Annotated in this window: 16 protein-coding genes and 1 pseudogene; 3 read left to right on the forward strand and 14 right to left on the reverse strand. The window is 64.1% G+C overall.

All coding sequences use genetic code 11. The annotated features are described in order from the left end of the window. Nucleotides 1–91 precede the first annotated feature (91 nt). Nucleotides 92–1,056, reverse strand: a pseudogene (locus AXZ77_RS14625) (IS3 family transposase); the annotation flags it as partial. Between the two features lie 151 nt (nucleotides 1,057–1,207). Here AXZ77_RS14625 and AXZ77_RS14630 point away from each other — a divergent pair. Then, entirely contained in the window at nucleotides 1,208–2,128 is a 921-nt protein-coding gene (locus tag AXZ77_RS14630) for an endonuclease/exonuclease/phosphatase family protein (RefSeq protein ID WP_098411715.1), read from the forward strand. A gap of 7 nt (nucleotides 2,129–2,135) precedes the next feature. On the opposite strand, the gene AXZ77_RS14635 is transcribed toward AXZ77_RS14630, so the two are convergent. The 10 genes from AXZ77_RS14635 to AXZ77_RS14675 all read right to left on the reverse strand — a co-directional run bounded on the left by AXZ77_RS14635 (nucleotide 2,136) and on the right by AXZ77_RS14675 (nucleotide 12,256). After that, nucleotides 2,136–3,515, reverse strand: a complete 1,380-nt coding sequence (locus tag AXZ77_RS14635; protein WP_098411716.1) for an MBL fold metallo-hydrolase RNA specificity domain-containing protein — start codon at nucleotides 3,513–3,515, stop codon at nucleotides 2,136–2,138. Next, nucleotides 3,484–4,482: an LOG family protein gene (locus tag AXZ77_RS14640; protein WP_098411717.1), complete on the reverse strand. Its 999-nt coding sequence runs from the start codon at nucleotides 4,480–4,482 to the stop codon at nucleotides 3,484–3,486. Before AXZ77_RS14640 ends, AXZ77_RS14635 begins: the two co-directional genes overlap by 32 nt. 14 nt (nucleotides 4,483–4,496) lie before the next feature. Next, complete coding sequence (locus tag AXZ77_RS19415; protein ID WP_141536285.1) at nucleotides 4,497–4,634, reverse strand: hypothetical protein; 138 nt, start codon at nucleotides 4,632–4,634, stop codon at nucleotides 4,497–4,499. Between the two features lie 496 nt (nucleotides 4,635–5,130). After that, entirely contained in the window at nucleotides 5,131–6,501 is a 1,371-nt protein-coding gene (locus tag AXZ77_RS14645) for an FGGY-family carbohydrate kinase (protein ID WP_098411718.1), read from the reverse strand. Then, a complete protein-coding gene (gene rhaM / locus AXZ77_RS14650) occupies nucleotides 6,498–6,812 on the reverse strand; it encodes an L-rhamnose mutarotase (RefSeq protein WP_218000491.1) in 315 nt (104 codons plus the stop codon). Before rhaM ends, AXZ77_RS14645 begins: the two co-directional genes overlap by 4 nt. Then, a complete protein-coding gene (locus tag AXZ77_RS14655; RefSeq protein WP_098412570.1) occupies nucleotides 6,812–7,801 on the reverse strand; it encodes an ABC transporter permease in 990 nt (329 codons plus the stop codon). Before AXZ77_RS14655 ends, rhaM begins: the two co-directional genes overlap by 1 nt. Before the next feature lie 13 nt (nucleotides 7,802–7,814). Beyond that, nucleotides 7,815–8,804, reverse strand: a complete 990-nt coding sequence (locus tag AXZ77_RS14660) for an ABC transporter permease (protein WP_098411720.1) — start codon at nucleotides 8,802–8,804, stop codon at nucleotides 7,815–7,817. Continuing rightward, complete coding sequence (locus tag AXZ77_RS14665) at nucleotides 8,801–10,336, reverse strand: sugar ABC transporter ATP-binding protein (RefSeq protein ID WP_098411721.1); 1,536 nt, start codon at nucleotides 10,334–10,336, stop codon at nucleotides 8,801–8,803. Before AXZ77_RS14665 ends, AXZ77_RS14660 begins: the two co-directional genes overlap by 4 nt. An 88-nt stretch (nucleotides 10,337–10,424) precedes the next feature. After that, the gene (gene rhaS / locus AXZ77_RS14670; RefSeq protein WP_098411722.1) at nucleotides 10,425–11,414 is read right to left on the reverse strand and encodes a rhamnose ABC transporter substrate-binding protein; all 990 of its coding nucleotides are present in this window, start codon (nucleotides 11,412–11,414) and stop codon (nucleotides 10,425–10,427) included. A gap of 38 nt (nucleotides 11,415–11,452) precedes the next feature. Continuing rightward, nucleotides 11,453–12,256, reverse strand: a complete 804-nt coding sequence (locus tag AXZ77_RS14675) for a DeoR/GlpR family DNA-binding transcription regulator (RefSeq protein WP_083077813.1) — start codon at nucleotides 12,254–12,256, stop codon at nucleotides 11,453–11,455. 192 nt (nucleotides 12,257–12,448) lie between these two features. Between AXZ77_RS14675 and AXZ77_RS14680 the strand changes: the two genes are divergently transcribed. After that, nucleotides 12,449–14,545, forward strand: a complete 2,097-nt coding sequence (locus AXZ77_RS14680; protein WP_098411723.1) for a bifunctional rhamnulose-1-phosphate aldolase/short-chain dehydrogenase — start codon at nucleotides 12,449–12,451, stop codon at nucleotides 14,543–14,545. 43 nt (nucleotides 14,546–14,588) lie between these two features. Then, entirely contained in the window at nucleotides 14,589–15,827 is a 1,239-nt protein-coding gene (locus tag AXZ77_RS14685; protein WP_098411724.1) for an L-rhamnose isomerase, read from the forward strand. A gap of 23 nt (nucleotides 15,828–15,850) precedes the next feature. Here the strand turns inward: AXZ77_RS14685 and AXZ77_RS14690 are convergent, their stop codons facing one another. From AXZ77_RS14690 to AXZ77_RS14700, 3 genes are read right to left on the reverse strand one after another with little or no spacing between them, the layout of a single operon-like run. Beyond that, a complete protein-coding gene (locus AXZ77_RS14690) occupies nucleotides 15,851–16,936 on the reverse strand; it encodes a tartrate dehydrogenase (RefSeq protein ID WP_098411725.1) in 1,086 nt (361 codons plus the stop codon). A gap of 7 nt (nucleotides 16,937–16,943) precedes the next feature. Beyond that, nucleotides 16,944–17,786: an SDR family oxidoreductase gene (locus AXZ77_RS14695; protein ID WP_078519922.1), complete on the reverse strand. Its 843-nt coding sequence runs from the start codon at nucleotides 17,784–17,786 to the stop codon at nucleotides 16,944–16,946. 43 nt (nucleotides 17,787–17,829) lie between these two features. Beyond that, nucleotides 17,830–18,855: a LacI family DNA-binding transcriptional regulator gene (locus AXZ77_RS14700; protein WP_098411726.1), complete on the reverse strand. Its 1,026-nt coding sequence runs from the start codon at nucleotides 18,853–18,855 to the stop codon at nucleotides 17,830–17,832. Between the last annotated feature and the right edge of the window lie 25 nt (nucleotides 18,856–18,880).

Raw genomic sequence — 18,880 nt, forward strand, 5'->3', positions numbered from 1 at the left:
CCGTGAAGCGCGCCGCTGCGCTGCTCGCGGTCTACGAGCAAAACAGCTCGTTCAGTGATCAGCCCCACCTAAGTTCAGTGATCAGCCCCACCTAAGTGGTCCGGTTTGAGCGTTGGTGCATGACCGGCCTCGTGTCCATCGGGACAATGGTTTCCGGGGCTGGAGGGCGGCAGCCCAAGGCACTGTGTGGACGCCTCGTGTTGTAGTGTTTCCTTCATTGTTGGATCAGGATTTGTGCTTCTCGCAGGCTGTAGAAGACCTCCCCATTGAGGAACTCATCGCGGAACCTGGCATTGAAGCTCTTGCAGCATCCGTTCTCCCAGGGTGACCCAAACTCGATGTAAGCAGCCTCCGCGCCGACGACGGCAATCCAGTCCTGAACTGCCTGCGCCACGAACTCCGGGCCGTTGTCTGACCGGATGTAGGCTGGCACCCCTCGCAGGATGAACAGGTCGCTCAGGGCGTCGATCACGTCACCTGAGTTCAGTTTTCGCTTCCCCCTGATCGCCAGGCACTCCCGACGGTGCTCGTCCAGAATGTTGAGAGTCCGGAAGACCTTTCCATCCTCCGTCCGGCAATGCACGACGTCATAGCTCCAGACATGGTTATGATACTCCGACCGCAAGCGGACGCAGGACCGGTCATTCAGCCAGAGCCGACCTTTCTTCGGTTGATTCATTGGAACCTTCAGCCCTTCTCGCTGCCACAGCCGTCGGATACGCTTGTCGTTGACCTCCCAGCCCGCATCTCTCAGCAGAGCCGCGATCCGACGATAGCCGTAGCGACCAAACTGGCGCGCCAGCTCGATCATGTCAGCGACCAGGCGCTCTTCATCAGCCCGACCCCTCGGTGGTTTGCGCTGCATCGAGCGATGCTGGTGCCGCACTCGGCAAGCCCGACGTTCCGAGATGCCCAACTCGTTGCGAACATGGTCGATACAGGCACGACGACGAGCGGGGCTCAGTAGTTTCGCTGACGCGGACCTTCGGTTCCCTTTGCGGCCTCCGCCAGGATCAACTTGTCCAGCGTCAGATTCGATACGGCTTTCCGCAGCTTCGTGACAATCTCTTCCGGCTTGTGTCGCTTCGTAGCCATTCTGATCCTCCGTTTTCCTAACATAACGGCGGCTCCCTTCATTGGTGGAGGATCAAAGGACGCGCATTCACGCTGTTCCAAACCGCCCTGCCCATGCGATGCTGACGCCAAGATGCGGATCGCGAGCCTCAACGCCCAAAACATGCGCCTGCTGCCGAACCGGGAGCTGGGGCGGCTGCATGGGGCTTGGGACAGCGACGATCCCGAGGACCCGCGCCTCGATCCGATCGACCGGCGGCTGACGGCGGAACTGCTCGCCGGGATCGACGCCGATCTGGTCGCGCTGCAGGAGGTGTTCGACCTCGCGACGCTGGAGCACTTCCACGCGCGCTACCTGCGGCCCACCGGCACGCGGCCCTATCCCGAGCGGGTCTGCCTGCCGGGCAATGACGGGCGCGGGCTCGATTTGGCGGTGCTGTCGCGCCGCGCGCTGGGAGCGGTGCGCAGCCATGCCGAGCTGAGGCCGGGCGATCTGGGGCTGGAGTTGCCCGACGGCGTCGACCCCGAGATGCCGGTCTTCCGGCGCGATTGCCTGATGGTCGAAGTGGGCGCGCTGACGCTGTTCGTGACGCATTTCAAATCGCCCTACCCCGACGAGGCCGCCGCCTGGCGCACCCGGCATCTTGAGGCGCTGGCGACGCGGGCGCTGATCGAGCGGCACTTCGACGATCCGGCCGAAGCGCTCTGGCTGATCCTTGGCGATCTGAACGAACCCGACGACCCCGAGCTCCCCCTGTCCCGCGCAACCGCGCCGCTTGAACACGGGTTCACCGTGGATCTGATGGCGCGGATGCCGCGCCCCGAGCGCTGGACCTATTACGATCCGCATTCGGGGCGCTACCATTGCCCCGATGTGCTGCTCGCCTCGCCCGCGCTCGCCGCGCGCTACCCTGATGCCGTGCCGCGTATCCTGCGCAAAGGGCTGGGCACCGAGGCCGCCCGCTATCAAGGCGAGCACCTGCCCGGCATCGGCCGCCACCGCCCCCATGCGAGCGATCACGCGGCCGTCGCGATCGACCTGCCGGGGCTGTGAGGCGTGGCTAGAGCTCGAAGCTCTGGTGCAGCTCGGGCATCACGACTTTCGCCGGATCGAGCCCTTTCGCGAAAGCCTCCATCGACTTTTTCTCGCCATGCACGAGGAAGATCTTTTCCGGGTGGCGGGTGCGGGCCAGCCAGCGTTTCAGATCGCTCTGGTCGGCATGGGCGGAGAAGCCGTTGATCGTGTGGATCTGCGCGCGCACCGGGATCTCCTCGCCGAAGAGCTTCACATGTTTCGCCCCGTCCACGATGATCCGCGCCAGCGTCCCTTCGGCGGCATAGCCCACGAAAATCACAGCACTTTCTTGCCGCGCGAGGTTGTGGCGCAGGTGATGGCGCACCCGTCCGCCCGTGCACATCCCCGAGCCCGCCATGATCACCGCGCCCGAGCGGATCTCGTTGAGCGCGATTGAATCCTGTGTCTCGCGGGTGAAATGCAGCTCGGGCAGCTGGAACGGATCGTGCCCCTTGCGAATGATCTTGGCCAGTTCCGGGCGCAGCGCCTCGTCATGGCGCGCGAAGATCCGGGTCGCGGAGATCGCCATCGGGGAATCGAGGAACACCCGCAGCGATTTCTCGATCTCGCCCGAGGCCATCCCCTCGCGCAGGAACCACAGCAGCTCCTGCGCGCGCTCCAGCGCGAAGGTCGGGATGATGACATTGCCGCCCCGCCCCGTGGTCGCGCGGATCGCGGCGAGGAATTCCGCGATTGAGGCCTCGAGCCCGCGATGATCGCGCTCGCCATAGGTGGTTTCCATCACCACGATATCGGCATCCTCGGGCGGATCGGCATCGTTGAGAAGCGGGCGATTGTCGGGGCCCAGATCGCCCGAGAACAGAACCTTGCGGGTGCGTCCATGCTCGGTCAGGTCAAGCCGGATCGAGGCCGAGCCGAGGATATGGCCCGCGTCGAAAAAGGTCGCCTCGATCCCGTCGAACAGCGAAAGCGTCTTGCGATAGGTGGCGTTGCGCCCGAACCGATCGACCGCGTCGAGCGCATCCATCGTGTCGTAAAGCGCCTCACGCGACCCGCCGCGCCGCCCATGGCGGTGATGATGGCGCGCCTCTTCCTCTTGCAGATGGGCCGCGTCGAGCATCACCAGCCGCGCCAGATCGCGCGTGGCCGAGGTCGTGATGATCTCGCCCTTGAAGCCGCGTTTGACCAGAAGCGGCAGCCGTCCGCAGTGATCGAGATGGGCATGGGTCAGCAGCACCATGTCGATCTCGGAGGGCTCGAAGCCGAATTTCGCGGCATTGTCCTCGGTCAGTTCCGAGCGCCCCTGGAACATGCCGCAATCGATCAGGATCTTGCGCCCCGCACATTCGACGAGATGGCAGGATCCCGTCACCTCATGCGCGGCACCGTGAAATGAAATCTTCATCCTCTCCTCCCATTGGTTCGTCGATATTGCGACCGAACTGCGCATACCAGCGCCCGATATCCTCCCAGATCTCTTCGGCAGTTTCGGCATACCAGAACAGGTCGCGGTCCTCGGGGTCGATCACCCCTTCCTCCACAAGGAATTCCGGATCGAAGACCCGGCTCCAATAGTCCCGCCCGACCAAGATCACCGGCAGCGGGCGGATCTTGCGGGTCTGGATCAGAGTGAGCGTCTCGAACAGCTCGTCGAGCGTGCCATAGCCGCCCGGAAACACCACGAGCGCCCGCGCGCGTATCAGGAAATGCAGCTTGCGCAGCGCGAAATAGCGGAAGCGGAAGCACAGGCCCGGCGTGATATAGGGGTTCGGGAATTGCTCGTGCGGGAGCGTGATATTGAGCCCCACCGTGCGCGCACCCGCATCATGGGCGCCGCGATTGGCGGCCTCCATCATCCCCGGCCCGCCCCCTGTGACGATCACCAGCCGGTTGCCATGCGTGCCCTCGCGTGCGCCGACGATCCGGCCGAAGGCGCGGGCGACGTCGTAATAGGCGCTTTTCGCGACGACACGTTTGGCGATCTCGATGCGGCGGGTCAGATCGTCATTGCCCGGATCAGCGGCGCTGCGCGCTTCCAGCTCGGCCAGCTTTTCGCGCGCGGCCTGCGGTTCGGGGATACGGGTGCCGCCGAAGACCACGATGGAATGGGCGATACCCTGTTCGCGCAGCAGCGTCTCGGCCTTCTGGTAATCGAGCTGCAGGCGCGGGCCGCGCATGTCGTCGCGGTTAAGGAAATCGACATCCTCATCGGCCTGCAGGTAGTTCGGATGCGCCATGATTTCGCGGATCAGATCGGGGGCGCGGACATCCTCGTGGCCGGGCTTGGGCTGGCACCACGGCAGATCGACCTCGCGCGCCACGTCATCGGCGGGCTGGGGCTTGGCGCTTTCCTCTTCGATTGTCTCCGACATCGGCTCCTCCTCGATTACCGAACCGGCAGGCTTGCGGTGGCAAGCTTGACGATCTCCTCGGCGATTTCCTCCTGCCGCAGGCTGCGCGGGGTTTGGATCAGCTCGGTCAGCGTGTCGGCATTATTGTCCTGGGCGGCGATCATCGCGCGCATCCGGGCCTTGTCAACGGCGGAGCAGTAGTCGGCCACGGTAGCGGCGCTTCAAAAAAGCTCCACCGGGATTAGGACCTTCCTACCCCTAACAAGCTTCTCGCGTGTGGCACACAGGGCCAATTCAAACCGAGCTTTGCCATCACTCGATTGACACCACCTCCATATGTTATTAACATCTTGAAATAAAAGCCAAAAATCCTACCGCCCCAGCCACTTTTCTCAGTAACGCCAATGGAACGAGGGTTGTTTACCCTCGGATCGAGTTGCGTGCATCACAGCCTTCCAACCCTGTAATACACAGCGCGACACACAGGCGCATCGACGCGGCGGCGAATCTGATTGGCATCGTTCCGAACCCGAACCGTTCGAGATCGTCACGCCCGAGAATGTTCAGAGCGAACGCCCCACGGCTGCGCCTCACTCAGCGCGGCGTATCCCAACATATTGGCAGACACAGCGAAAATGGCGGTCTCAGAGCGGGCTGCGCAGCGGGGTGTCAGGCCTCATCCGAGATCGCGTCCCGCCACCTCTCGAAATACGCCCGCAAAGCATCCGCCTCCGCGGGCTGCGGATGAGATCGGGCTTTCGGAGGCGCCTTCGACGGAAGCGCGAGCAATGCGGCCCCCACCGAGGTTCCCGTCGCCGATTGTGCGACGCGAACGCCGTCGGCACGCAACGCGGTGAGCATGTCGAGATAGGCCAGGTTCGATGCGAACGGTCCCTCGACGATCGCCGGACCGCGGGCTCCGACCAACTCAAGACAGCTTTCCGTCATCATCGCGAGATAGAAGCCGATCGCCGCCATTCGGTCGCTTGGCGTCGTGGCCTCGCCGATCCATTTGAGCGCCTGCTCGGGGAAAGGGCCTGTCCCGGGCACCGCAGAGGGCAGGATCATCGTCCCTTGCGCGAGGGTCGCGGCACAGGCCTGCGGAGTGGGCTTCGCGTCACTGCCTTCCCGCAGCAACTCGTACTCGCGGCCGCCCATGAAGCGTGCGGAAGGCACCGGCGCATCCAACGCATTGACGTTGATCAGCGTGTCGCGCGCGGGATCCAGTGTCTTGCGGTCGGCACCTATCGCCATCGCGATCACCCACGTTCCGGTGGACACGACAGAGAAAGGCTCCTCCGATCCGAGATAGGGCAGAAGCGAGGCGTTGGAATCATGGATGCCGACCATGACGGGCGTCTTCGGGGCGATACCAGTCCGCTCTGCGAGTTCGTCGCGCAGCGCGCCGAGCACCCTGCCCGGCTGCTGTGGCGGCGCGATCTTTTCGGCAATCCCGAGGCGCTCCGGCAGTTCGGAAAAGCGTCCCTCCCAAGGGCTCCACAGGTCCGTGTGGCAGCCCAGCGAGGTCACGTCCGTCGCGAGGTTCCCGGTCAGCAGAAGGCCCCAATATTGCGGATAGGTGACGATATGAGCCACCCGGTCGTGCAGATCGGGCCATGTCGTGAATTGCCAGTGCAGCTGCGCGCCGAGATTGAGGCCGACGGGAAGCCGCGGCGATCCGGTCCGCGCGAAATCCGGGCGCAGGCGGTCATAGTCCGCGGCGCTATCCTCCGGGCCATCGTGTTCGTAATCCAGCATCGGCACGGCAAGCTGGCGCTCGTCATCCAGCAGCACCGCCGAGGCGCCATGGGTCGTCACCGAAATCGCGTCGACACCGTGTTCGGCATGGAAGGCGCTGAGGTGTTCGAGAAAGAACGCCCAATGCCCCTCGAGATCGAAATGCGGCCAGGGCGGGCCCGGCAGCACCCGGTTCGGGCGCGTGACGACGGCGATTTCTTCGAGGCTCTCGGCATCGACCAGCGCGAGTTTCGCATTGGTCTTGCCGACATCGATCACGGCGATATGGCGCGGCGCGGTCATTTCAGATGAAACACGGTCTCGAGCGGGACGGAAACCGGGGAATTATCCGGGTTCTTCGCCATGATATCGGCCATATGGGCCCACCATTTCTGCATCACCGGGTGATCGGGCAAATCGTCCATACCGTGATCCTCGCGCCGCCAGAGCACACCGAACAGCGCATCCGTCTCGGGATCGAGATGGATCGAGTAATCCTCGACGCCCGCCTCCTTCAGCAACTGCACCAGCTCGGGCCAGATCTCGTCATGGCGGCGGATATATTCTTCGCGGCAGCCGGGATTGAGCTGCATCCGGAAGGCGAATTTCTCCATCATTTCCTCCACTTCGCGATCAGGCGCGGCAGCGCGATGACCCCGACCAGAAGCGCACCGGTGAAGATCGACATCACGATGCCCGGCACGTTCAGAAGGCCCAGCCCGAAGGTCACCAGCCCCAGCACGAAGGCCGCGATCACGACGCCCGGGATCGAGCCTGCACCGCCTAGGATCGACACGCCACCCAGCACGACCATAGTGACCACCTCGAGCTCCATGCCCAAGGCAATGGACGGGCGGGTCGAGCCCAGCCGCGCGGTGAGGCAGATCGCGGCCACCCCAGACATCAGCCCGGTCAGCAGGAACAGCGTCATCTTCACCCGTTGCACCCGGATACCCGAGAACAGGGCCGCCGTCGGATTGTTGCCCACGGCATAGACGGCGCGGCCGAAATTCGTCTTGTGAAGCAGGATACCGAAGATCACCGCCAGCACGGCGAAGAGCGCGAACTCGAAGGAGATCACCCAGAACACGTAGCCCTGCCCGAACCACTGGAAGGTCTCGGGGTAGCCGCGATATGCGCCGTCACCCAGCACGATATAAGAGATGCCACGAAACAGGCTCATCGTCCCGATGGTCACCACGATCGAGGGCAACCCGAGCCGCGTGACCAGTGCGCCGTTGAACGCGCCGCACAGCAGGCCCGTCCCCAGACCGATCAACACCAGAACCGGCGTCCCTGCCCCCGCAGTGGCCGCAGCGCCCATCGCGGTCGAGGCCAGCGCGATGATCGAGGCGACCGAGAGGTCGATCTCCCCCGCGACGATCAAGAGCGCCATTGCGAAGGCGATCATCGCCTTCTCGGTGAAGTTGAAGGTCGCGTCCGACAGGCTCCATGCACTCAGGAAATAGGGCGAGGCGAAAGAGTTGAGGATGAAGATCGCGATGCCCACGATCAGCAGCAGGCTCTCCCAGCCCAGCAGGTTGCGGCGCAGCGGCGAGGTCAACCGGTCAGGGATCGACCGCGTTCCGCTCGCCTCGGTCATGTCCGCATGGGTCTCAGACAGGCTCATGGCTATGCTCCGCTTTCTTGAGGATGATGCGCCCCTTGGGTCGGTTCGACCGCGCGTTCAGCGCCACCGCGATGATAATCGCAGCGCCCGAGATCGCGAGCTGCCAGAAGGGCGAGATGTTCACGACCGGCAGCGCGTTCTTGATCACGCCGAGGAACAGCGCGCCGAGGACGACGCCCCCGACGGAGCCCGCACCGCCCGCAATCGCCACGCCCCCGATGACGCAGGCCGCGACCACGTCGAGCTCGAACCCGTTGGCGATCTCGACATAGGCGACGGCGTAGCGCGCGACCCAGAGATAGCCGGTCATGCCCGCAAGCGCCCCCGACAGAACGAAGGCAAGGAACTGCGTCCGGCCCACATCGATGCCGGTATAGACCGCCGCGTGCGGGTTACCGCCCACCGCGTAGAAGGCGCGGCCCAGCGGCGTGCGCGTCACCAGCAGGTAGACGCCCGTCACAGCGATAACGGCAATCCAGGCCAGCAACTCGACCCCGAGGAAGGGGATGCGCGGGAACTGGGTGAAGCTGTCGCTCATCTCGTGGGCGTTGACCCAGGACCCGCCCGACAGCAGGAAGATAATCCCGCGAAACACCGTCATCGTGCCCAGCGTGACCACGATCGGCGGGATGCCCACCTTCCAGACCAGCACGCCGTTGACCGCCCCGAGGAAGGCGCCGATGACCAGCGCGAGCGCCAGCATCAGCACCATCGGAAAGCCCGGCATTGCCATGTTGAGAAGCGCGCAGATCATCCCCGTCAGGGCGAGGTTCGCCGCCACCGACAGATCGATGCAGCGAGTCAGGATCACCGCGAACTGGCCGAGCGCCAGCATGATCAGCGGCGCGGTGTCGGTCGCGACGCTGAGCAGGTTAGAAGGGCGAACGAAGTTGGGGAAGCGCGCAGCGATCACACCGCACAGCGCGACGATGACGAGACCGAGAATTGCCTCGCGCGGGATATTACGAATGCTCATTGCGCCGCCTCCATCTGCTCTTCGATCCCGGCGGCGTGGCGCACCAGCACTTCCGGCGACAACTCGTCCCCTTCCAGCTCGGCCACGATCCTGCCCTCGCGCATCACGATGACACGGTCGGACATCCCGAGGATTTCGGGGATTTCCGAGCTGACCATGATCACGGCGAGCCCTTCGGCGGCGAGTTCCGCCATGAAATCATGCACCGCCGCCTTGGAGCCGATATCGATCCCCTTGGTCGGCTCGTCGAGGATGATCACGCGCGGCTGCGTCGCCAGCCATTTCGCGATGACGACCTTCTGCTGGTTGCCGCCCGAGAGCGAACCAACGGTCGTATCCAGTGAGGCCGCACGCAGATCGAGCCGCTCGCAATAGGTCCGCGCCAGGGCGAATTCCTCGGCCATCCGGGTGAAGCCGTGCCGCGAGGTCTTGCCCAGCGACGGCAGCGTGACGTTCTGGAAAATCGGCAAATCGGTGATCGCGCCCTGCTTGCCGCGGTCTTCGGGCACATAGACGATGCCCTCGTCGATCGCGGCAGCGGGCGAGCGGATCACCCGCACGTGGTCGTCGATACGCACCGCGCCTTTCGACGGCTTGGTGATCCCGATCAGCGACTGCATGAACTCCGACCGGCCCGCGCCGACCAGCCCGTAGAAGCCGAGGATTTCGCCGCTGCGAAGGGTGAAATTGATGTCCTCGAACTCGGTCGGATGCGAATAGCCCGCAACCGTCAGGACCGGCGCGCCGATGGACGGCGTGCGCTTGGGGAAGACCTGATCGACCGAGCGACCGACCATCATCTTCACCAGATCGTCGTGGGTCACATCGGCGATCTTGCCCTCGCCCACGAATTGGCCATCGCGGAACACCGTGTAGCGGTCGGCGAGGCGGAAGATTTCGTCGAATTTGTGCGAGATGAAGAGGATCGCCTTGCCCTGGCCTTTCAGCATATCGACCAGCTCGAACAGCTCCTCGATCTCCTTATGCGAGAGCGCGGCGGTCGGCTCGTCCATGATCACGACGCGCGCATCGACCGACAGCGCACGGGCGATGGCGACGAGATGACGCGAGGCGATGCCGAGATCGGCGAGTTTCACCTCGGCGTCGATATCGGCCCCGATCGAGCGCAGGATCTCGGTGGCGCGTTTGCGCATCTCGGCCCAGTCGATCATCCCGAAACGTCCGCGCGGCGCGTGACCGATGAAGATGTTCTCGGCGACCGTCAACTCTTCGAACAGCACGGTTTCCTGGTGGATCGCGGTGACACCGGCGCGCGCGGCGGCATCGGCGTCGGGGAAACGGGTCGGCGCACCATCGAGCAGGATCTCGCCCCCGTCGGGCTGGTAGATCCCGGTCAGGATCTTCACGATCGTCGATTTGCCAGCCCCGTTCTCGCCCACCAGCGCCGTAACCTCACCGGCCCGGAGCGACAGGTTCACCCCATCGAGCGCCTTCACGCCGGGAAAGGTTTTCACGATGCCTTCAAGGTCGAGCACGCGGGCTCCGCCCGGGCTCTGATCTGTCTGTGTCATGATCAGCCTGAATTCATAGGGCCCACGCGGGGCCGGGTGTGTCGGGCAGGCGCGAGGCCCCGCGCCTGCCGCTCGTGCGGTTCAAAGATCAGAAGATGTCTTTGAACTGCTCGATGTTCGATTTGTCGTAGACGAAGGGATCGGCCATCGCGCCCTCGGTATTGTCGTCGAGCGTCACTTCACCCAGACGACCCATCGGGATCTTCGCGCCGGGTTCCGCCTTCGCATTCCCCTTGGCGAGGTTGTAGGCGATCTCGGTCGCGGCATAGCCCAGATCGATCGGGTTCCAGATCGCGAAGCTCTTCGACGCGCCGTTCTCGACATAGGCCGCCATCTCCGAGGGCAGCCCCAGACCGGTCACGTTGATCTCACCGATCTTGCCCGCATCGGTCACGGCTTTGGCCGCCGCCACGATGCCCACCGAGGTCGGTGCGATGATCGCCTTGAGGTTCGGGTATTTCTCGATCAGGCCTTTCGCCTCGCGATAGGATTTATCGGCGAGGTCGTCACCATAGACGGTCGCGACGAGGTTGATGTTGGGATAGTTGCCCATGTCCGACTTCATCGCCGCGATCCAGTTATTCTGGTTCGTCGCGGTCGAGCTGGCCGAAAGCACCGCAACATCGCCGCCATCGGGCATGTTGTCGGCAGCCATCTTGATCAGCATCTTGCCGATCAGCTCGGTCGAGGACGGGTTAAGCTGCATCTCGCGGCCACCGGCTGCGACACCGGAATCCCACGAGATCACGGTGATCCCGCGCTGCATCGCTTTCTTCAGCGTCGGCACGAGCGCGTCGGTGTCGTTCGCGGTCACTGCGATCGCGTCGACGTTCTGCGCGATCAGTGAGTTGAGCACTTCGATCTGGCCTTCGGCGGTGGTGTCGGTCGGACCGGTGTAGATCACCTTCACGTCGCCCAGATCCTTCGCAGCCTCTTCCGCGCCCTTGTGGGCCGCCTCGAAGAAGCCGATGCCGAGCGCCTTGACGACGAGCGCGATCCGCATCTCCTTCGCCGACGCCGTGCCCGCCATCATGGCCAGCGCCACAGCAGCAGTGGTGACAAGTTTGGTCAGTTTCATTTCAGGTCTCCTCCCTGTTTTCCGACGCGGCCGGGGCTTCAGGCTCCGGCTTCTTGCTGCTTCGCGGCGGTCGGATGCGCCACGATCAGGTTGACGCCGGCAGCCTCAAGCATGGCTGCCGCACGATCGGTGATCTCGTCATCGGTGATGATGGTATGCGCCCGGTCGAGCGGGCACAGAACCAGAGACGAGCGTTTCTGGAATTTCGTCGAATCGACGAGCACGACCAGCTCATCGGCTTGTCCGATCAGCTTGTGCTCGGCCTGGATCAGCAGCGGGTCCGCCTCCATCAGCCCCAGCGGCCCGACGCCCTGCGCGCCCATGAACATCCGCTTCGCGTAGAAGTTACGCGTCACGTCATTCTCGAACGGGCTGAGGACGATATTCTGTTCGCGGTAGATGACACCGCCCGACAGCAGGATCGCGTTCTTCGAATTCTTCAGCAGGTGCTCCGCGATCGGGAAGCTGTTGGTGAAGATTTGCATCTGGCGCGTGGCCAGCGGGTGCACCATCTGGAAGGTGGTGGTGCCGCCATTGATGATGATCGGATCGCCATCGTCGCACAGCTCGACCGCCGCGCGGGCAATTGCTTGCTTCTGAGCGATCCTGAGCGTTTCGTTCAGCGTGAAGGGACGCCCGGCAAGCCCCGGGAACTTCGTGGGGTTAAGGGCCTCGGCCCCACCGCGCACACGACGCAGCTTCTTCGCCACGTGCAAAGACGCGATATCGCGCCGGATCGTTGCCTCCGACGCGCCGGTGAGCGCACACATGTCAGGCACCGTCACGACGGGCCTGTCCTGAACCGCAGACAGAATGATCCTGTGGCGTTCTTTCTCGTGCATCGAGTCCTCCCTCGTTTCGGAAGACTGCGCAGGGTTACGGGCATTGTCAATCATTTTCGATCATTAAAATCATAATGCAGCCGAAGCATGATCATTTGTGATCGTTTATGATTGACAATCCGTCGCAGCCCTGCCAGCCTCCAGCCAGATTGATCACGTCCTTTTTCATAGGGCGATCGGGAGGAGACCACCATGAACACCGCGTCCGCGCGGCTTCAGTCCAAGTGGGACGAAGCCAAGGCCAAGGACATGTCCGAAGCCGAGAAACTGCTCTATCGCTCGAACCTGCTGGGGTCCGACAAGCGGATCACCAATTACGGCGGCGGCAACACTTCCGCGAAGGTGATGGAGCGCGATCCGCTCTCGGGCGATATGGTCGAGGTGCTTTGGGTGAAAGGTTCGGGCGGCGATGTCGGCTCGATCAAGATGGACGGGTTCGCGACGCTTTACATGCCGAAGCTCGAGGCGCTCAAAGGCCTCTATCGCGGTGTGGAGTTCGAGGACGAAATGGTCGGCTACCTGCCCCATTGCACCTTCAACCTGAACCCGCGCGCAGCTTCGATCGACACACCGCTGCATGCCTATGTGCCCAAGAAGCACGTCGATCACATGCACCCCGATGCAATCATCGCGATCGCGGCATCGAAGAACTCCAAGGAGCTGACGCAGGAGATCTTCGGCGACGAGATCGGCTGGCTGCCGTGGAAGAAGCCCGGCTACGAGTTGGGCCTGTGGCTGGAAGATTTCTGCAAGAAGAACCCCGACGCGAAGGGTGTCGTGCTCGAAAGCCACGGGCTGTTCACCTGGGCCGATGACGCGAAAGAGTGCTACGAGCTCACGCTCGAGATCATCAACAAGGCGATGGGCTGGTTCGAAGAACAGACCGCCGGCAAGGCTATCTTCGGCGGTGCCAAGCACGAAAGCCTCGCCCCCGACGCACGCCGCGCCGTCGCCGCCCGCCTGATGCCCGCGATCCGCGGCATGGTCTCGGGCAAACAGCACATGGTCGGGCATTTCACCGATAACGACGCGGTGCTGGAATTCGTCAATTCGAACCGGATGGAAGAGCTGGCGGCGCTTGGCACCTCCTGCCCCGACCACTTCCTACGCACGAAAATTCGCCCGCTCGTCGTGGCGTTCGACCCGGCCAAAGGCAATCTCGACGCGGTGCTCGAAGGGCTGCCGCAACAGGTGGCCGAGTATCGCGACGACTACGCCGCCTATTACGAGCGCTGCAAACATGACGACAGCCCGGCTCTGCGTGACCCGAACGCGGTCGTCTATCTGATCCCGGGCGTGGGTATGCTCACCTTTGCCAAGAACAAGGCCACGGCCCGGATCTCGGGCGAGTTCTATGTCAACGCGATCAACGTGATGCGCGGTGCCTCGACGGTCAGCGAATATGTCGGCCTGCCTGAACAGGAAGCCTTCGACATCGAATACTGGCTTCTCGAAGAGGCGAAGCTGCAGCGGATGCCGAAACCGAAATCGCTGGCTGGCCGCGTGGCGCTGGTCACCGGCGGCGCGGGCGGGATTGGCGCGGCCACGGCGCAGCGCTACCTGACCGAGGGCGCCTGCGTGATGCTCGCCGATATCGATACCGATGCGCTGGCGAAGACCCGCGACCAGCTCGCTGGCGCGTTCGGCGCCGACATGGTGCGCACGGTCGAGATGAACGTGACCTCCGAGGACGCCGTTACCGCCGCCTATGCGGATATCGCGGTAGAATTCGGCGGCGTGGACATTCTGGTCTCGAACGCCGGGATCGCCTCCTCCGCCCCGGTCGAGGACACCACTCTCGATCTGTGGAACAAGAACATGTCGATCCTGTCGACGGGCTATTTCCTCGTCTCGCGCGAAGCCTTCAAGGTGATGCGCGCGCAGGATATCGGCGGCTCGATCATCTTCGTGGCCTCGAAGAACGGCCTCGCCGCCTCGCCCAACGCGTCGGCCTATTGCACCGCGAAAGCCTCCGAGATTCATCTCGCCCGCTGCCTCGCGCTCGAAGGGGCGGAAGCGGGTATCCGCGTCAACGTGGTGAACCCGGATGCAGTGCTGCGTGGCTCGAAGATCTGGTCGGGCGAATGGCTCGATCAGCGCGCTTCGACCTACGGCACCGACAAGGAGGGGCTGGAGGAGATGTATCGCCAGCGCTCGATGCTCAAGCGCAACGTGCTGCCCGAGGATATCGCCGAGGCCGCCTATTTCTTCGCCTCCGAGCAATCGGCAAAATCGACCGGCAACATCATCAATGTCGACGCCGGCAACGTGCAGGCCTTCACGCGCTGAGCGTGAAGGCCCCAGCCACGATAAGAAGACGGGAGGACTGACTATGAGCAGATATGAGGACGCGCGCGCCCAATTCGCCGACTGGGAGATCGACACCGAGGCTGCGCTGAACACGCTGGCCGAGATTCCGATCTCGCTGCATTGCTGGCAGGGCGACGATGTCGTGGGGTTCGAGAACCGAACAGGTGCCTCGGGCGGCGGCATTCAGGCGACCGGCAACCACCCCGGCCGCGCCCGCACCCCCGCGGAGCTGCGCGCCGATCTGGACTTCGCCTACGGGCAGATCCCCGGCACGCACCGGCTGAACCTGCACGCCTTCTACCTCGACACGGATGAAAGCCCGGATCGTGACGCGATCGAGCTGAAGCATTTCCAGAGCTGGATCGATTGGGCCAAGGAGAAAAACCACGGGATCGATTTCAACCCGACCTTCTTCGCCCACTCCAAGGCCGACGACAATCTGACGCTCAGCCACCCGGATAAAGGTATCCGCGACTTCTGGATCGAGCACGGCAAGCGCTCGCGCGAGATCGCGGCAGGGATCGGCAAGGCGCTCGGGTCGGCCTCGGTCAACAATATCTGGGTGCCCGACGGCTCGAAGGACACGCCGGTCGACCGGATGGCGGCGCGGCAGCGGCTGGAGGCCTCGCTCGATGCGATGATGGCGACTGGTTTCGACCGGGCGCAATTGCTCGATGCGGTGGAATCCAAGCTCTTCGGGATCGGCGTCGAGTCGATGACCGTCGGCAGCCATGAATTCTACCTCGGCTATGCGATCCGTCGCGAGATTGCGCTGTGCCTCGACATGGGCCATTTCCACCCGACCGAGAACGTCGCCGACAAGCTCAGCTCGGTCTCGCTGTCGGTGCCGGAACTCCTGCTGCATGTGTCGCGCCCCGTGCGCTGGGACAGCGACCACGTGATCCTGCTCGACGATTCCATTCTTCAAATGGCGCAGGAACTGGTCTTCGCCGATCTGCTGAAGCGCACCCATATCGGGCTCGATTTCTTCGACGCCACGATCTCGCGGACCGCCGCTTGGGTGATCGGCACGCGCAACATGCAAAAGGCACTCCTGCGCGCGCTGCTGCTGCCCCAAAAGCGGCTGAAAGCGGCGGAAGAGGCGCTGGACTTCAGCGCGCGACTGATGGTCACCGAAGAGGTGAAGGACCTTCCTGTCGGCGCGGTCTGGCAGGAGTTCTGCGCGCGTCACGACGTGCCCGATGGGCTGTCGCTCATCTCGGAACTCGAGAGCTATCAGGCAAAGGTCGCCGCGAGATAACGCCTAGAGGCTCGCCGCGTTCTTCAGCGCGGGGCCTCCGTGTCGAGCGCGCGGCAGAGCCTTTCCGTCACCTGCTCGGTGCTGGCTGCGCCACCAAGGTCGCGCGGCCGGCTCTCGGGATCGGCGGTCACGACTTCGATCGCGCGCATCAAGCGGGCCTCGGCCTCGGTCTCTCCCAGATGCCCCAGCATCATTGCAGCGCTCCAGAAGGTGCCAATGGGATTGGCGACGCCCTTGCCGGTGATATCGAAGGCCGAGCCATGGATCGGCTCGAACATCGACGGGGCGGCGCGCTCGGGGTTGAGGTTGGCCGTGGGGGCGATGCCGATCGACCCAGCGAGCGCCGCCGCCAGATCCGAGAGGATGTCGGCGTGAAGGTTCGTGGCGACGATCGTGTCGAGCGAACGCGGATCGAGCGTCATGCGCACGGTCATCGCGTCGACCAGCATCCGATCCCATGTCACGTCGGGAAACTCGCGCGCGACCTCGGCGGCGATCTCATCCCACAGCACCAGCCCATAGCGTTGCGCGTTGGATTTGGTCACCACCGTCAGACGCTTACGCGGGCGCGCCTGAGCCTGCGAGAAGGCCACGCGCATGATGCGCTCCACACCCGTGCGGGTGAAGATGGCGGTCTCGGTGGCGACCTCGTGCGGCTGGCCGCGATGGCTGCGGCCGCCCTGCCCCGCATATTCGCCCTCGGAATTCTCGCGCACGATCAGCCAGTCCAGATCGTCCGGACCGACACCCGCAAGCGGGCTCGACAGGCCCGGCAGGATCCGGGTGGGCCGCAGGTTCGCATATTGATCAAGCCCCTGACAGATCGCGAGGCGCAGGCCCCAGAGCGTCAGGTGATCGGGCACGTCCGGGGCGCCGACCGCGCCGAAAAGGATCGAGTCATAGGCTCGCAGCGCATCGACCCCGTCTGCGGGCATGAAAGTGCCCTCGCGCTGAAAGCGTTTCGAGCCCCAGTCGAAGCGGTCGACCTCCAGCCGGAACGCGTTGGTCTGGCGGCTCAGGTGGTCAAGCGCCGTCAGTGCGGCGTCGACCACCTCCGGCCCGATCCCGTCGCCGGGGATGGCCGCGATACGATGCACACGGGTCGTCATAGCCGCATCACTTCTTCAGCCACGCTTTGAAGGCGTCACCGTAATCGGGATGCCAGCGCGACAAGGGCGGGCGGTTCTCGGTGATGTCGCCCGCCGCCCAGAGGATGCGCTTCACGTCGGTTGCGCGATCCACGTCGTTGTCGGGGCACAGAATGTAGAAATCGCCGCGCTCGATCGAGTCGAAGAGGAACTCCACGACCTGCTCGGGCGTCCATGCATCGGCGGGTTTCTCGGTGCGCCCGCCTGCGGTGAGCGGCGTGTAGACGAAGCCCGGGATGAACAGCCGCGCCTCGACCTTGCAGTCCTCGCGGTTGCGCAGCTCGTGCTGCAGCGCTTCGGTAAAGGCCTTCACGCCGGCTTTCGACACGTTATAGGCCGGATCGCCCGGGGGCGTCGTAATCCCCTGCTTGGAGCCGGTATTGACGATCAGCCCCGGCGCGCCCGAGGCGATCATGCGCGGCGCGAAAATCTGGCTGCCGCGGATGATGCCACCCATATTCACGTCGAGGATGCGGTCCCAGTTGCCTTCCGCATCGAAAATCGAGCTGCCGGGCTGCATGCCCGCATTGTTCATCAGCAGGTTGACCGGCCCGAAATGCGCCCAGACCTCATCGGCGAGCGCCGTGAGCTGCGCGCGGTCCGAGACATCGGTGGCCTGCGTCATTACGTCAGCCGCCGCCGCGCCCGCAGCGATCAGGGCGTCGTAGGCGGCTTCGAGGGCCGCCCCCGGCAGATCGGCGATGCAGACACGCATCCCCAACCCGGCGAGGTGGCGGGCGGCGGCGAGGCCGATACCCGAGGCCCCTCCGGTGACGACTGCGACATTGCCTTTGGCGAGAGCGGGATGCATGGGATTTCTCCTTTTTTCGTTCGGTGTCCGAGATCCGCACGCCTCAGGCGGTTGCGCCGGCGAAGACCTCGAAATCAGTATCGATGATGGTGGGTGTAGAGGGGCGCTCGGGCGAGGCCAGAACCTCCTCGATCGCCTTCTTGCCGATGAGATAGCGGTTCGAGCGGACGGTCGAGAGCGGCTGGGGCAGCTCCTTGCCGATATCAAGACCGTTGAAGCCGAATATGGCGAATTGGTCGGGCAGGCTGATGCCTTCGGCAAGGCAGTGGAAGACGCCGCCCACGGCCATGTCGTCGTTGGAATAGACCGCGACGTCGATCTGCGGGGTCGACGCACGCAGGCGCGCGGTCTGCTCCCGGCCCGTCCCGACCGAGCTGGGTCCGTCGTCGATCGCATGCGCCTCGACCGACAGACCGGATTCCGCGAGCGCCTCGCACAGCCCGTCATAGCGCAGCCGCGCCCGGCGGTCGGCGTTCCAGTCATGGCCGACATAGCCGAAATGGCGGTAACCGCGCGAGATCAGGTGGCGACCGATCGCGTGGCCCGCGCGGCGATGCGAGGTGCCCACCGCGATGTCGATCGGCGTGCTGTCGATATCCATCATCTCGACGACGCGGATGTCGCTTTGCTCGAGCATCTTGCGGGTGGCGTCGGTGTGGTCGAACCCGGCCAGCAGGATCGCGGCGGGTTTCCAGCTGAGAATGCCGCGCACGACGGCCTCTTCGCGGTCGACATTGTAGTCCGTGGTCGAGATCACCGGCTGCAGATCGCTTCCGTCGAGCCCGGCATGGACGCCCTGCAGGACCTCCGGAAACACGATGTTGGAGAGCGACGGGATGACGACGCCCACGAGGAAGGAGTCAAGCGAGGCCAGAGAGCCCGCGATGCGGTTGGGGACGTAGCCCATCGCGCGGACCGTCTCCATGACCTTCTCGCGGGTGGACTCGGCAACGAGCCCCTTGTTGCGCATGATCCGCGATACCGTCGACTCGCTGACATTGGCACGGCGCGCGACCTCGCGCACCGTGATCTTGCTTTTGCGGTCAGGCAATCGCTGCTTGGTCCCCATGACGCTTTCCTCCAATTCCTTTCGG

Origin of the sequence: Thioclava sp. ES.031 (assembly GCF_002563775.1) — a bacterium.
Classification (GTDB): Bacteria; Pseudomonadota; Alphaproteobacteria; order Rhodobacterales; family Rhodobacteraceae; genus Thioclava.

What these genes read in the sequence shown, in the direction of transcription:
- AXZ77_RS14665 (WP_098411721.1), bottom strand. Translation starts at nt 10,336, where the DNA reads ATGACACAGACAGATCAGAGCCCGGGCGGAGCCCGCGTGCTCGACCTT.
- rhaM (WP_218000491.1), bottom strand. Translation starts at nt 6,812, where the DNA reads ATGGAGAAATTCGCCTTCCGGATGCAGCTCAATCCCGGCTGCCGCGAA.
- AXZ77_RS14675 (WP_083077813.1), bottom strand. Translation starts at nt 12,256, where the DNA reads ATGCACGAGAAAGAACGCCACAGGATCATTCTGTCTGCGGTTCAGGAC.
- AXZ77_RS14680 (WP_098411723.1), top strand. Translation starts at nt 12,449, where the DNA reads ATGAACACCGCGTCCGCGCGGCTTCAGTCCAAGTGGGACGAAGCCAAG.
- AXZ77_RS14640 (WP_098411717.1), bottom strand. Translation starts at nt 4,482, where the DNA reads ATGTCGGAGACAATCGAAGAGGAAAGCGCCAAGCCCCAGCCCGCCGAT.
- AXZ77_RS14690 (WP_098411725.1), bottom strand. Translation starts at nt 16,936, where the DNA reads ATGACGACCCGTGTGCATCGTATCGCGGCCATCCCCGGCGACGGGATC.
- AXZ77_RS14695 (WP_078519922.1), bottom strand. Translation starts at nt 17,786, where the DNA reads ATGCATCCCGCTCTCGCCAAAGGCAATGTCGCAGTCGTCACCGGAGGG.
- rhaS (WP_098411722.1), bottom strand. Translation starts at nt 11,414, where the DNA reads ATGAAACTGACCAAACTTGTCACCACTGCTGCTGTGGCGCTGGCCATG.
- AXZ77_RS14635 (WP_098411716.1), bottom strand. Translation starts at nt 3,515, where the DNA reads ATGAAGATTTCATTTCACGGTGCCGCGCATGAGGTGACGGGATCCTGC.
- AXZ77_RS14660 (WP_098411720.1), bottom strand. Translation starts at nt 8,804, where the DNA reads ATGAGCATTCGTAATATCCCGCGCGAGGCAATTCTCGGTCTCGTCATC.
- AXZ77_RS19415 (WP_141536285.1), bottom strand. Translation starts at nt 4,634, where the DNA reads ATGCGCGCGATGATCGCCGCCCAGGACAATAATGCCGACACGCTGACC.
- AXZ77_RS14645 (WP_098411718.1), bottom strand. Translation starts at nt 6,501, where the DNA reads ATGACCGCGCCGCGCCATATCGCCGTGATCGATGTCGGCAAGACCAAT.
- AXZ77_RS14700 (WP_098411726.1), bottom strand. Translation starts at nt 18,855, where the DNA reads ATGGGGACCAAGCAGCGATTGCCTGACCGCAAAAGCAAGATCACGGTG.
- AXZ77_RS14655 (WP_098412570.1), bottom strand. Translation starts at nt 7,801, where the DNA reads ATGACCGAGGCGAGCGGAACGCGGTCGATCCCTGACCGGTTGACCTCG.
- AXZ77_RS14630 (WP_098411715.1), top strand. Translation starts at nt 1,208, where the DNA reads ATGCGGATCGCGAGCCTCAACGCCCAAAACATGCGCCTGCTGCCGAAC.
- AXZ77_RS14685 (WP_098411724.1), top strand. Translation starts at nt 14,589, where the DNA reads ATGAGCAGATATGAGGACGCGCGCGCCCAATTCGCCGACTGGGAGATC.